Source organism: Bifidobacterium choerinum (assembly GCF_000741135.1).
GTDB lineage: Bacteria > Actinomycetota > Actinomycetes > Actinomycetales > Bifidobacteriaceae > Bifidobacterium > Bifidobacterium choerinum.
Map to the genome: position 1 here is coordinate 1 of NZ_JGYU01000017.1, position 13974 is coordinate 13974.

General features: G+C 62.7%; 11 protein-coding genes and 1 rRNA gene. 5 read left to right on the plus strand and 7 right to left on the minus strand.

Annotated elements, in window-relative coordinates; translation table 11 throughout:
• The first annotated feature begins 403 nt into the window (after window positions 1–403).
• Window positions 404–2596: a 4-alpha-glucanotransferase gene (gene malQ, locus BCHO_RS08540; protein WP_024541521.1), complete on the plus strand. Its 2193-nt coding sequence runs from the start codon at window positions 404–406 to the stop codon at window positions 2594–2596.
• Window positions 2597–2689: 93 nt separating this feature from the next.
• Here the strand turns inward: malQ and BCHO_RS08545 are convergent, their stop codons facing one another.
• The 3 genes from BCHO_RS08545 to BCHO_RS08555 form a co-directional block, all read right to left on the minus strand.
• Entirely contained in the window at window positions 2690–3346 is a 657-nt protein-coding gene (locus tag BCHO_RS08545) for a YesL family protein (RefSeq protein ID WP_024541520.1), read from the minus strand.
• Between the two features lie 346 nt (window positions 3347–3692).
• A complete protein-coding gene (locus BCHO_RS08550) occupies window positions 3693–4532 on the minus strand; it encodes a carbohydrate ABC transporter permease (RefSeq protein WP_024541519.1) in 840 nt (279 codons plus the stop codon).
• On the minus strand, window positions 4529–5383 hold the full coding sequence (locus BCHO_RS08555; RefSeq protein ID WP_024541518.1) for a carbohydrate ABC transporter permease: 855 nt from the start codon (window positions 5381–5383) through the stop codon (window positions 4529–4531). The genes BCHO_RS08550 and BCHO_RS08555 overlap by 4 nt, the downstream gene beginning before the upstream one ends.
• A gap of 347 nt (window positions 5384–5730) precedes the next feature.
• Here BCHO_RS08555 and BCHO_RS08560 point away from each other — a divergent pair, with 347 nt between their 5' ends.
• Window positions 5731–6747 (plus strand): LacI family DNA-binding transcriptional regulator, encoded by a 1017-nt coding sequence (locus BCHO_RS08560; RefSeq protein ID WP_024541517.1) that lies wholly within the window; start codon window positions 5731–5733, stop codon window positions 6745–6747.
• A 506-nt stretch (window positions 6748–7253) separates the two neighbouring features.
• Here BCHO_RS08560 and BCHO_RS08565 read toward each other — a convergent pair.
• The gene (locus tag BCHO_RS08565; protein ID WP_024541516.1) at window positions 7254–8582 is read right to left on the minus strand and encodes an ABC transporter substrate-binding protein; all 1329 of its coding nucleotides are present in this window, start codon (window positions 8580–8582) and stop codon (window positions 7254–7256) included.
• 514 nt (window positions 8583–9096) lie between these two features.
• On the opposite strand from BCHO_RS08565, the gene BCHO_RS08570 reads away from it, so the two are divergent.
• Window positions 9097–10857: a glycoside hydrolase family 13 protein gene (locus BCHO_RS08570; RefSeq protein WP_024541515.1), complete on the plus strand. Its 1761-nt coding sequence runs from the start codon at window positions 9097–9099 to the stop codon at window positions 10855–10857.
• A 53-nt stretch (window positions 10858–10910) separates the two neighbouring features.
• Here BCHO_RS08570 and BCHO_RS08575 read toward each other — a convergent pair whose 3' ends face one another.
• A complete protein-coding gene (locus BCHO_RS08575; RefSeq protein ID WP_024541514.1) occupies window positions 10911–11606 on the minus strand; it encodes a histidine phosphatase family protein in 696 nt (231 codons plus the stop codon).
• A gap of 85 nt (window positions 11607–11691) precedes the next feature.
• On the opposite strand from BCHO_RS08575, the gene BCHO_RS08580 reads away from it, so the two are divergent.
• Entirely contained in the window at window positions 11692–12129 is a 438-nt protein-coding gene (locus BCHO_RS08580; protein ID WP_024541513.1) for a DUF4235 domain-containing protein, read from the plus strand.
• Window positions 12130–12283: 154 nt separating this feature from the next.
• Window positions 12284–13060, plus strand: a complete 777-nt coding sequence (locus tag BCHO_RS08585) for a nitroreductase family protein (protein WP_024541512.1) — start codon at window positions 12284–12286, stop codon at window positions 13058–13060.
• A 65-nt stretch (window positions 13061–13125) separates the two neighbouring features.
• Here BCHO_RS08585 and BCHO_RS08590 read toward each other — a convergent pair whose 3' ends face one another.
• On the minus strand, window positions 13126–13377 hold the full coding sequence (locus BCHO_RS08590) for a hypothetical protein (protein WP_024541511.1): 252 nt from the start codon (window positions 13375–13377) through the stop codon (window positions 13126–13128).
• Window positions 13378–13692: 315 nt separating this feature from the next.
• Window positions 13693–13808 (minus strand): 5S ribosomal RNA (rrf, locus tag BCHO_RS08595).
• Window positions 13809–13974: the final 166 nt, after the last annotated feature.

Below are 13974 nucleotides of genomic sequence, written 5' to 3' on the forward strand. Positions count from 1 at the left end.
ACTCGGTCACCTCGACCGACCGGGACGCAAAAGGGCCCGTTCGCGTCCCAACCCATCGAACCCATCGACGAACCGGGACGGAAACCGGACACCGCAAGCCGGCCTCGCCGCTCCGTCTCGCCCCTCCCCCGCGACGTCGGTTTGCAAACGTAGGCGTACACGCCGGGGAACCGCCGGCACGCCGTCACACTCATATCACCCAATTTTGGCTTGATAAAGCCAAAACACCGCATTTGCAAACGCTTTCAACATACGCTATACTCGACTGCAGGCGATGGTTCGTCACCAACGAAGTATGACGTTCCGCGACCACCATCAGCAATCGAGGAAAGCACAGGGGAACGCGTGACCGCCGCGCGCGAGCGCACACGCCCCGCCACCCATGAGGAAATAAGGAGCAATGATGCCGGAACAGACTACACCACAGCGCGAGGAGAGCGCCGAGCGCCTCACGCGTCCACTCATCCGACTGGCGAACATGTGGGGCGTCTCCACGTCGTACATCGACCAGCTCGGCACCTACGTCGAAATCGACGACGACGTCCTCGTCACCGTGCTCAAGGCGCTCGGCGTCGACGCGTCGACCGACGAACGCGTCGACGAGGCGCTCAAGCTGCGTCTGAACGAAGAGGCCACGCGTCTCGTGCCGCCAACCGTCGTCAAGTTCATCGGCACCGACGAACCGGTCGAGCTGCATGCACTGCACGGCGAGCCGACCGTCACGCTGATGCTCGAGGAGGGCGTGCACGCCGAAGGCGACTTCTTCACCGTCGAACGCAAGGACGCCGAGGCGGCGCCGGACGCCGACGTGACCGTCTACGAACTGACATTGACCGATGCGCTGCCGATCGGCTACCACACGCTCACCGTCGAAGACGGCGAGCGCCATGCGACGGCCCACGTGATCTGCGCGCCGGCGCGCATTCCGGTGCCGCAGGCCGTACAGGAACGCCATCGTTGGGGCTGGATGGCGCAGATGTACTCGGTGCGCTCGGCCGATTCATGGGGCGTCGGCGACTACGGCGATCTCAGGGAACTGGTGACCGACGCGGCGAGGAAGTCGCACGCCGATTTCATGCTCATCAACCCGATCCACGCGACGGCGCCGATCACGCCGCTCGAACCGTCGCCGTATCTGCCGGAGTCGCGACGCTTCCTCAACGTCACCTACATCCGTCCGCAGGACATCCCCGAATACGAACATCTCGAAGGCGACGACTTCAACAAGGTCGAGGCGCTGCATGCACGCGTCGCGGCGGCGGACACCGACCCGAGTCCGATCGACATCAACGCGGCGTGGGATGCGAAGCGCGAAGCGCTGCACATCGTCTTCAAGCAGGAGCGTTCGACCAAGCGTCAGGCGGCCTTCGACGAGTTCCGTCAGCAGGCCGGCGAGGATCTGCGTGCCTTCGCACTGTGGTCGGTCGCGTTCCAGGTGTGGGGCGCACCATGGGATGCCGAAAACGATTGGTTCACGAAGTACGATCGACACAGCCCGCAGATCGCGCAGCTCGAGAACGACTACGGCGACCTCTATGACTTCGCGTGCTGGCTGCAGTGGATCGCCGCGGAGCAGGTCGAGGCGGCGCAGCGTGCGGCGAAGAACGCCGGCATGGCGCTCGGCCTGATGCAGGACATGGCCGTCGGCGTGCACACCTACGGCTCCGACGTATGGTGGAGCCCGGAGCGTTTCGCCGTCGGCACCGTGACCGTCGGATGCCCGCCCGACTTCTACAACCAGCAGGGGCAGGACTGGGGCCAGCCGCCCTTCGACCCGAACTTCATGGAGTCGGACGGCTACAACGTCTACCGTGACATGGTGCACAACATGTTCGCGCACGCCGGCGCGATCCGCATCGACCATGTGCTCGGCATGTTCCGCCTGTGGTGGATCCCGCAGGGCAAGGGTCCGCGCGGCGGCGCCTATGTGCGCTACAACTACGAGGCGATGCTCGCGATCCTCACGATCGAGGCGTCGCGCGTCGACGGCATGGTCATCGGCGAGGATCTCGGCACCGTCCCTGACTATGTCTCCCGTATCCTCGCCGAGCATGGTGTCCTCGGCACGACCGTCGAATGGTTCGCGCGCGTCGACAACTCGCCGAACGCCGGCGACCCGTATGCGATGCCGGACACCTACCGCGAGTATTCGCTCGCTTCGGTCACGACGCACGATCTGCCGCCGACCGCCGGCTATCTGATGTACGAGCACGTCAAGCTGCGCGAGCAGCTGCATCTGCTCAGCGAGCCGGTTGAGGAGTTCATGAAGTCGGCCGAGGCCGAGCAGCGGGCGATGCTCAAACTGCTCGTGTCCGGCGGATGGCTGCCGCAGGAGGCGGCCGACGACGTCCCCGGCCATCTGCAGCAGATCGTCGAGGCGATGCACGCGATGCTCAAGGACTCCCCCGCACTGCTGCTGCAGGCCGCGCTCGTCGACGGCGTCGGCGAGATGCGCACGCAGAACCAGCCCGGCACGTCGACCGAATATCCCAACTGGCGCATCCCGCTCGCCGATGCCGAGGGCCACGTCGTACCGACGAACGAGGTCTTCGACTCGCCGCGCGTGATGTCGCTGTCTCAGATCATGAACCGTTAGTTTTTTCGACCTCTCTCTAACGGTTCAGACATGGAGGGCCTCCCGACGACGGGAGGCCCTCCATGTTTTCCGGCTGCCGCTGCAGGCAGCCGCTCACTGCGGCTTCTTCTTGACGGTCCAGGTGTCCTCCTGCACATGCGTCGAGAACGGCTGGCCGGTGTATTTGCGCAGCACATACTCCTGGATCGGCACATGCAGCGACAGCAGCGAACCGTAGCCGAGCACGACGAGCAGGAACAGCATCTGCGGCAGCTTGAACCACAGATAGACGAACAAGCCGAAATAGACGGCGTCGATCGCGGCGAGCGCGAGCGTCGCCGGGAAATAGGTGACGCCGAAGATGTAGGCGTTCGCCATCGTGCGCGTCGGCGGGTTCTCGAAGCGCGCCTGCAGCGCGAACACCCATTCGAAGCCGATGACCCACAGGATCGTCAATGCGATCTTCGGGATCAGCAGCGGCGTGATCTGCAGCACGATCCAGCTGTAGACGAGCGCGGCTCCGAACAGCAGATAGACGACCCACAGGATCGTCGCACGGGCGAAGTTCTCCTTGAATGCGGCGAAGTAGTTCCTCGTGACATGACCTTGCCCGATGAGCATCTTGCGCGTCGCCGTCTGCCCGGCGGACAATGCGGCGCCGATCGTCACGATCGGGATGCTCGTGACGAGCATCAGCAGGTTGATGATGATCGCATCGGTGAAGTTGTTCCACGCCTGCATGAATTTCGAATCCGGGGAAAGCCAGCTCATGTACGCTCCTGCCTGTCTCGCATGCTCCGTCCGAGCTTAGTGCGGGCAGCTGATTTCATCCGGCCGCGCCGCGGACGATATGCAAGGCGAAGGCCGGGCGCTGCGGCCTTCCCCGAAGGGAAGCCGTGGCACCCGGCCTTCGTGTGTTGATTGATGGTTGGAAAGATCAGCCTTTGACCGCGCTTTTCCAAGGGCTGACTTGACGTCAGCCCTTGACGGCGCCTCCTCCGGCCCTGCAGATATCGACCGGCCTACGGCCGGACTCAAACCCACCCTCGAGGCACAGCCGCTCGGGCCGCCTCCTGAAAACAGCGCACCGCGCTGTTTTCCAAGGGCTGACTTGGCGTCAGCCCTTGACGGCGCCGGCCATGACACCCTTGACGATGTACTTCTGGCACAGGATGTAGAAGAGGATGATCGGGATGATCGCGAGCACGAGGCACGCCATCATCGCACCCATATCCACCGAACCGTAGCCGCCCCTGAGGTACTGGATCGACACGGAGATCGTCTTGTACTTGTTCAGGTCGAGCGTCAGATACGGCAGCAGGTAGTCGTTCCAGACCCACATCGCCTCAAGGATCGCCACGGAGATGATCGACGGCTTCATGATCGGCACGACGACCTGGAAGAAGATGCGCGGCACCGAAGCGCCGTCGATCATCGCCGATTCCTCAAGCGACTGCGGGATGCCCTTGACGACGCCGGTGAAGATGAACACGGCGAGACCAGCGCCGAAGCCGAGGTAGATGATGCACAGGCCCCACGGCGTGTTGAGACCGAGGCGATCGGCGAGCCACGAGAGCGTGAACATCAGCATCTGGAACGGCACGATCATGTTGAACAGGAACAGGATGTACAGCGCCTTGGCCGCCCAGTTGTTGACGCGGACGATCCACCATGCGCACATCGAGGTGCACAGCAGGATCAGTGCGACGGAACCGACGGTCACGATGACAGTCCAGCCGAAGCTCGCGAAGAAATTCGTCTGCTCGACGCCGCGCACATAGTTGTCCCATCCGGAGAAGGTGTCGCTCGTCGGGAATGAGAAAGCGTTGTCGCTGATGTACGCCTTCTGCTTGAAGGAGTTGATGATGACCAGGAAGATCGGGAAGACCCAGGCAATCGAGATCATCGAGAAGAACAGGGTCCACAGACCACTGTGCTTAACCTTGTCGCCGTTCATGCCTCGACCTCCTTGGATGTGGTGAGCTTGTTCTGCAGCAGCGAGACGACCGCCACCAGGATGAAGAAGAGCACGGCCTTGGCCTGGCCGACGCCTTCGAAACCGACGCGTCCGTAGAACGTGTTCGTGATGTTAAGCGCCAGGCCTTCGGACATGCGGCTCGGCGCGCCGTTCGTCAGCGCGAGGTTCTGGTCGAAGAGCTTGAAACCGTTCGTGACCGTCAGGAACGAGCAGACGGTAATCGACGGCATCATCAGCGGGATGATGATCTTGAACATCGTCTGACGGCCGTTCGCACCGTCCACCGACGCCGCCTCAAGCACGTCGGTCGGCAACGACTGCATGCCGGCGATGTAGATGATCATCATATAGCCGATCTGCTGCCAGCAGACCAGGATGACCAAGCCCCAGAAGCCGTATTTCTGATCGAAGGTCAGTGACTTCGACCAATGGGCGAGCACGCCGTTGAGCAGCAGCATCCAGATGTAGCCGAGGATGATGCCGCCAATGAGGTTCGGCATGAAGAAGACCGAACGGAACAGGTTGGCGCCGCGAATCGACTTTGTCAGCATGTACGCGATCGCGAAGCCGACGACGTTGATGATGATCGTCGTGACGATCGTCAGCAGCGTGGAGAACAGCAGCGCATGCAGGAAGGTCTTGTCCTGCAGCGCCTTCGCATAGTTCTTGAAGCCGACAAACTGGGCATCGGTGACCGTCGTGAACTCACAGAAGCTCAGGTAGACGCCGTAGATGAACGGCACCACGAAACCGATGATGAATGCGGCGAATGTCGGAAGTACAAATAACGCCCACCAACGGCGTATCGCCTTACCGGCCATACTGATCATAGTATGCCTACTTTCCTCGTTCTTTCTGTGCATACTCCTGCGTATGCGCCCTCTCCTTGCCTTCGGCCGTTCCGGCGCCATGCCGGCTCGTCCTAGCCTCCGGGCATGTGGATGACAGTGCCCACTGTAACAGCGAAGCAGAACCCTGTCAAACGTTTACATTTTTGCGTGTCATCACTGCCGTCACCTCCGTCGGCCATCGCGGCGCTTTGCGCGATGAATCGCTGGAAGCTCGCCGTTTTGTAAGGAACATGATATACTGCAAACGTTTGTGAAATCCGCGTTGCACAAACGTTTGCACACCGATCACCACCACCGGATCGTTCTTCAATGTCGAAGGAGCTGAGATGAGCACGAGCATTCAGGACGTCGCGCGCGCCGCCAACGTATCGATTTCCACGGTGTCGCGGTCCTTCACCCGTCCTGAGTTGGTCTCGAAGACCACCCGCGAGAAAGTGCTGCACATCGCCGAGGAACTCAATTTCTCGACCTCCCGTTCTGCCGTCGCGCTGAAGACCGGCCGCGCGCTGCGCATCGCGCTGCTCGTCAGCGACCATCTGCGTCTGTGGTTCAGCGCATCGGTCATCGAAGGCCTCAATCAGGTGCTGCACGCCGAGGGCTACGACTTGTCGATCTTCCAGGTCTCGAGCATCGAGGAGCGCAAGGAGTTCTTCGAGATGCTGCCGGTGCGCCGCAACGCGGACGCTGTCATCGTCGTCTCCTTCGACATCGACAGCAAGGAGATCGCCCAACTCAATTCAATCCATGTGCCGATCATCGGCATCAACTCGGTGCTGCCGAAGGAACGTGGATTCTCGGCATCGGTGAACATCGACGACGAGCAGGGCTCGATCCTCGCCGCGAGGCATCTCATCGCCCTCGGCCACCGCGACATCGCCTATGTGCGCGCCAACCGCGACGTCTCGCTGCATTTCAGCGTGCAGCAGCGTTTCGATTCGTTCATCGAATGCTGCAGTCATGCCGGCATCTCGCCGCATGTCATCGTCGCCGATGAATCGGAGAACCGCATCGCCGAAGTCGTCACGCAGCTGCTCAGTCTCGAACATATGCCGACGGCCGTTGCCTGTCAGGAGGACGGCATCGCGATTCCGCTCATCTTCCAGCTGATGCGCGGCGGCTTCGCGGTGCCCGGGCAGATCTCCGTCATCGGCTACGACAACAGCACCTATGCGAGCGACATCGGCCTGACGACGATCGCACAGGATCCGGCGCGCATGGCGCGCAAGGCCGCCGAGATGACGCTCGCACTCATCGACGGCGAAACGCCCGAGCAGCTGTACGTCACCGAGCCGGCGCGCCTCGTCATCCGTTCGTCGACCGGCCCGGCCGAACCGCGTCCCTGATCGGCCACTCCCCAAATACGAACAGACGAACAGGGGGGGCCACGATGACGTCATCGTGGCCCCCCTACCGTCGTCTTCGTGTGGATCGCCATATGCAACGTCGTCCTCGCATGGACGCCGCCTTCGCAGCGCCGACGACCGCCGCAGCCATAGCGCGCGGATCCGCATATCGGCGTCGCGTCGTCGCGGTCGCGCGCAGCATTCCGAATATACGAACGTGGGGCGCCGCACGAATGCGGCGCCCCACGTTGCACAGAAGGATTCAGAGGAAGAAAAAAGCGGTTTTCAGTTATCGATGTTCGATTATTGCCGACGATCGTCGGCGTACGTCGTACGATCGTCGCGTGGACGCCGCCGTTCAGGGCGGCGTCCACGGGATCAGAAAGGTGCGACCATGCGACGCTGTTCAGTTATCGATGTTCAGTTGTGTCGATGCGAACGATCGTCGATGACGATGTTCGGTCGATGATGGGGGCGGCCGCGTCGGACGCGGCCGCCCAACCGACTCAGTGCGTCGCCTGATACTCGGTCGCCCAGTTGTTGACGAAGGCGTCGACGACGGCGTTCCAGTCACCGGTGCCCTGCGCATAGGCGAGCATCGCCTGGCCGAGGACGTTCTTGTACTCCTCGGACGGCATCATCGAGAAGTCCCAAGCGACCTGCGTCAGATTCTTGTTCTGGATGCTGGCGTTCGCGTCGGCGATCAGCGGGTTCGTGGTCTTGACATCGTTGAAGGTCGAGAACGGCGTGGTGAAGCCCATGTCCTCGCTCATCGCCTTCTTGCCCTCATCAGAGGTGATGACCCACTCGAGGAAGTCGGCGGAGGCCTTCTGGTCGGCCTCGGAAGCCTTCGAGTTGATGCACCAGTAGTTCTCGGAGCCGGTCGCAAGGCCTTCGGTCTTGTCGTCAACGCCGATGTAGATCGGGAGCATGCCGACCGAGGAGTCCTTCATGCCGGCCTTCTGCAGATCGCTCCATGCCCAGGTGCCGTTCTGGTAGAAGGCGGCCTTGCCGAGCGCGAACTCGGAGCTCGCGTCATCGCCGGTCTTCGAGCTCAGCTGGGTCTTCTCGGTTGTGGAATCGGTGATGTACAGGTCGAAGATGTTCTTGAAGTTGTCCATGTACATGTCCTTGATGGACGCCGGCGGAGCGGTGATGTTGTCCTTCTTGAACTGGTAGTACAGCGGGATGTTCGCCAGATGCGTCTTGAAGCGCCAATCGGAGCTGGCGTCGAAGCCGGCCGACGTGAAGGCGCCCTCGATGCCGAGATCCTTCTTGCGCTTCTGCATGTCGTCGGCGACCTTCTTCAGCGTGTCGAAGTCCTTGATCTCATCGGCGGACTTGATGACCGCACCGTCGAGGGCGGTGTACTTCGCAACGATGTCCTTGTTGTAGATGATGCCGTAGGACTCGATGACGTACGGCACGCCGACGATCTTGTCGCCGTCGGTGAGCGCGAGGCTCTGGTCGTTCATGTCCTTGTAGATCGCGGTGTCCTTGAGATCCGCGGTGTAAGCCTTCCAGCTCTGGTATCCGACCGGGCCGTTGACCTGGAAGATCGTCGGGGCTTCGCTCTTGGCGAGCTCGGACTTGAGCTGCTGCTCATAAGTGTTGGAAGCGGCCGTCTGGACCTTGACCTTGACGCCCTTCTCCTTCTCATACTCCGCAGCGACCGCCTTCCACTGGTCCGCGGCTTCCGGCTTGAAGTTCAGGAAGTAGACGCTGCCCTTGCCATCACCGGAGGAGCTGGAGCTTCCGCCGCCGCATGCGGCGAGCGGCACGACCATAGCGGCCGCGGCGAGCAATCCCACGGTTGTCTTCATCGTACGATTCATCTTCGAACCTTTCTCTGTACGCCCTGCCGGGCGCTGCACCTTCGCGGTGCACGTTAAGAAGTCTCTTTCCTCGACAACTTCTTTCAACGACCATTGTGCACCATAAATACAAAATGTGCAAACGTAGGCACGCCGAACGGCGGCCTTTGCGCTGACTTCAGCACCGCTTGCAGCGCAGAAATACCGCGTTTCCAATGTTTCCCGGTGTTTTACGACCGATGAAAGCGTTTGCTAACGACACACCGGGAGCGTCGTCGCCCGTGGCGGCCGCGCCGCGATGGCGCACACCGTGACGCCAATCATGACGCCGATGCGACAGCTTCCGCCATGCCATGTCCGCCGTGCCCGACGTATGCGACACTTCGACATGTCCGCGTCGTGCATCTATTTCTTTACAAAGGAATATAATTAGCTGCAGCCGCGCATGTCCGAACGAAAACCGGGACACGCACCAGGCGAACACATCGATGGTGAGGCATGCACACGATCCGCATGCCGTTGGGAAAGGAACGTCATGACCCTCAACAACACCCATGACGACTGGTGGAAACAAGCCGTCGTCTATCAGGTCTATCCCCGCAGCTTCCGCGACGCGAACGGCGACGGTCTCGGCGACATCGCCGGCGTCACCGCGCAGATGGGCTATCTCAAGAAGCTCGGCGTCGACGCCGTCTGGCTCTCGCCGTTCTACCCGTCCGAACTCGCCGACGGCGGATACGACGTCATCGACTACCGCAACGTCGATCCGCGCCTCGGCACGCTCGACGATTTCGATGCGATGCTCGAGGCCGCCCATACGGCCGGACTCAAGGTGATCGTCGACATCGTCCCGAACCACACGTCGAACCTGCACCCGTGGTTCCAGGCCGCCCTCTCCGCCGCGCCCGGCTCCGCGGAGCGCGACCGCTACATCTTCCGCCACGGCGAAGGCGAGCACGGCGAGCTGCCGCCGAACAACTGGCAGTCGCTGTTCGGCGGCCCGGCCTGGGAGCCGGTCGGCGGCGGAGAATGGTATCTCCATCTGTTCACGAAGGAGCAGCCGGACCTCAACTGGAAGGACCAGGACGTGCACGACGATTTCAAGCGCACATTGCGCTTCTGGTCGGACCGCGGCGTCGACGGCTTCCGCATCGACGTGGCGCATGGCCTGGCGAAGGATCTCGATTCCCGCCCGCTCAAGGAGCTCGAGCGCTGGAGCGTCGGCGGCGACCAGTCGCATGACGGCACCCATCCGCTGTGGGACCGTCCCGAGGTGCATGACATCTACCGCGAGTGGAATGCCGTCTTCAATGAATACGACCCGCCGCGCTTCGCCGTCGGCGAGGCCTGGATCGTGCCGGAGCACCAGCATCTGTACGCGTCGAAGGACGAGCTGGGTCAGGTCTTCAACTTCGAATTCGCGAAGGCCGACTGGTTCGCCGACGAGTTCCGCACGGCGATCGTCGAGGGGCTTGCGAGCGCCGACGAGGCGAAGTCGACGACGACGTGGGTCATGAGCAACCATGATGTCTGCCGCCATGCGAGCCGCTACGGCCTGCCGCAGGTGCGCACGAACGACTACCATGTCCTCGCGAACGACTGGCTGCTGCGTTCCGGCACCACCTATCCCGAAGATTGCGAGCTCGGCGCACGCAGGGCGCGCGCGGCGATCCTGATGGAGCTGGGCCTGCCCGGTTCGGTCTATGTGTATGAAGGCGAGGAGCTGGGTCTGCCGGAGGTCGCAACGATTCCGTGGGACCATCTTGAGGATCCGGTCGCGTTCAACACCGACCATGGCGACGCGCAGAAGGGTCGCGACGGCTGCCGCGTGCCGCTGCCGTGGGTCGCCGCCGACCGTCCGCGCCCGGCCGACTGGGATCCCCGCTTCGGCACCGGCGCGTCCTTCGGCTTCTCGTCGGCGCCGGCCGACGGATCCGTCCCCGCCGACCCGCATCTGCCGCAGCCGCTGTGGTATGCCGATTATGCGGCCGACGCCGAGGACGCCGACGACACGTCGATGCTCAATCTCTACCGGCGCGCGCTGCATTGGCGTCAGGACCATCTGACGCCGACCGGCGACCTGTCGCTCGCGTGGCTCGGCGACGACGTGCTCGACCCGGGCGAATCCGACGTGATCGCCTATGCGCGTCCGGCCGTCGACGGCGACCGCTTCGCCTGCATCGTCAACTTCGGCCCGTCGCCGGTCGAGCTGCCGCATGGCGACATCGTGCTGCGTTCGACGGCCTTCGACGGCTATTCGCTGCCGGTCGACGCGGCCGTGTGGATGCGCATCTGATCGCGCGTCGCCGTCCATCCGTCACCGCGCACATCGGCGCGTCGTCCGTCCGCTCAGACGTTCCACTTCCAGATCACGTGGTCGCCTTTGTAGACGGACAGCGCGCAGATGTGCGCGGTGTCGAGTTTGAGATTGCGGCCGAAGCGCGGATCCACGCCGAGCCATTGCGTCGTCAGGATGCGCAGGATGTGCGCGTGTGCCACGCACAGCACGTCGCGGCCGGCCTCGAGCGCCGGCATCACCCGGTCGATGACATGGCGGGCGCGTGCGGCCGCGTCCTCGATGCTTTCGCCCGGGCCGTTGATGATCGTGATCTGCTGGCCGTCGGGGAAAATCTCGACGCGTTCGCCGGCGAGATGGTCGGCGAGCGCCGTCGGTCCCTGCGCCCAGACGTTCCACTCCTCGCCGAGCGCGGCGAAGAGCTCCGCGCGCGTGCGTCCCTCGGCGCGGCCGTAATCCCACTCCTCGAGGTCGGGCGTGAGCGTCGGCGTCAGGAATCCGGCCTCGTTCGCCGTCGTCATCGCACGCTGCAGATCGGAGCAGTAGACGTCGCCGTCGGCGAAGCCGTCCGGGAACAACGCGCGCAGACGCTCGCCGGCGTCGCGTGCCTGCTGCATGCCGACGTCGGTGAGGGGGATGTTCGTGCGCCCGGTGTACTGGCCGGTCTCGCTCCAGCGCGTCTGCCCATGGCGAAGCAGCACGAGCGTGCCGTAACGCTTCGCGTGGTCATTCATCATTGAATTCTGCATATGCCCACTGTACCGTGCCGCATGAATGACGGGACGCGACCGTTCACGGCGACCTTGCATCGACGATGGCATACACTGGTGCAGTATGAAGAAGCATCAGCATGAATCGGCGTCCGCGGACGCCAAGCTCACCGCTGCGACGAACGCCATCGCCGGTGAACGCTCCGATCTCGACGCGACGACAGACAGGACGGTCGCGGCGCTGAACAACGTGAACGACAAGGTCACGGCCATGCGCGAAGCCCGCATGGCCGATCCGGACACGCTCGGCGATAAGGTCTTCCGCATGGCGTTCCCCGCCGTCGTCGGTCTCATCGGCGGCAAGGTGTTCAGCTCCGTGTGGAATCTGGTCACGGCGAAGATCCATCCGAACCCCGACGACGATGCGCAGGACCGGCAGCAAGGACTCGTCATGAGCATGCTGTTCGCGGCCGCGTCGGCGGCCTTCGGCACATTGCTGACCGACGTCTCGACGAAGGGCGTCCAGAAGATCATCACGCGGCTGCAGCGCAGGCGCGGCTGAACGACGAAGGCCCGGCGACGATCGTCGCCGGGCCTTCTTGCTGCCGTACCTTTCGTTTGGTCAGCGATCGCATATCCGTGCATATCTGTAGGTCGCCGTTGCGCTATTGGTACGTCCGACGCGCGCAACAGCGGCGGTCTGGGATAATACCGGTATGACTGAACTACTGCATAATGACACCGTCGATGTCCTGCTCAACCGTCGTTCGATCCGCGCGTTCCGTCCCGAGCCGCTGTCGCCCGAGATGACGGCGACGATCGAGTCCGCCGCGCAGCATGTGGCGTCGAGCCAGTATCTCAACGACTGGTCGGCGATTCGCGTCGTCGACCAAAGCCTCAAGGACGATCTCGCCGCGATCGCGAAGCAACCGTACATCGCGCAGGCGCCCGCGCTCTACGTCTTCGTCCTCGACGAATACCGCAATATGGTGATTGCCCGCAAACAGGGTGGCGCCGTCGATTCCGATGCGTTCACCCTCAAGAACAGCTACCGCTTCACGCAGGCGCAGAACGACGCCGTCCTTGCGCTCCATGCGATGGAGACGGCGGCGGAGTCGCTCGGACTCGGCTGCGTGATCCTCGGCTCGATCCTCAACGACATTCCGCGGCTCATCGAGCTGTTCCATCTGCCGAAGTACACGTATCCGGTGCTGGGCCTTGCGATCGGCAAGCCCGCCCAGGAGCCGGAGGTCAAGCCGCGCATGGGCGCCGACCTGCAGTTCTTCGACAACCGCTACAACGACGATCCTTCCTTCATCATGCGCAACATCGCGGAGTTCAACGAGGAAGTGCATCAGTACTATGACCTGCGCGATCCGAATACGCCGCTGCCGACCTATGACGCGCAGATCGCGAAGAAAGCCGTCGCCGGCGAGGTGCTGGGCCGCGGCCTCGAACATGCAGCGAAGCAGGGCTTCGAGCTGAATCGCTGATCGATGGTTCGTCATGCATGGCGATGATGTCGTGCGCGACGAGGATGGCAAGGGTACGGGCCGTGTCACCGATAGCGCGGCTTGTACCCTTTCTTTCGTGAATACCGCTTCTGCGAGCGTTTGAAATGGCCTACGGCCTGATTCAGCGCCGGGTCGTGATGCGTCAGATGCCATTGGCCGCAGTACTGGCATCGGTACACCCATAGCTCCATGCCGCGTTCGATGCGGCTCTGCTCGGCCGCCTGCCACGCGGTCTGCTGATCATGGTACATGATCTTGCTCGTCGTCTCGCAGCGTTTCGGCGTGAAATAGTGCATATTGCACATCATAGATGCGTCTCCCCGACCGAAGGCAGCAACATGATGGCCCGGGTGGGGAAGGCTGCATGTCTTCCTGCTCGGAGGGCGGATGCGCAATGGTTTCGACTGGCAATGCGGCCGGCCGGCAACAGGAGGATTCCAGGGCCGGCGGATGGTCTTGGGATTCTGATGGTCACGGTCCGCGATGCTGGTTGGTGGCGTAGAGGTCCAGATATGAAGAAGCCCCCGGTTTGGTGTGTCGGGTTTCGGGGTGTGGGTATGGGAAAGCCCCCGGACCGGTGTGCCGGTTCGGGGCTTTCATGTGAAGTGTGGGTGCGGCGGCGTGCTACTCTCCCACACCCTGTCGGGTGCAGTACCATCGCCGTGCCAGGTCTTAGCTTCCGGGTTCGGAATGGGGCCGGGCGTCTCCCCTGGCTGTGACCGCCGCAAGACTTGTTGTTCTGTTATCCATGTTCCCGACCCGTCGGGCCGGTTGGTGGTTGGTTTGGGGACCGGATGGTGGACGCGCTGCGTGTTCGTACCGGGACGATGTGTCGTCGTCTGTTCGCGTGTTCGATGCTTTGCCGTGTGACTCCCGATGGTCGCGTGTCCCGC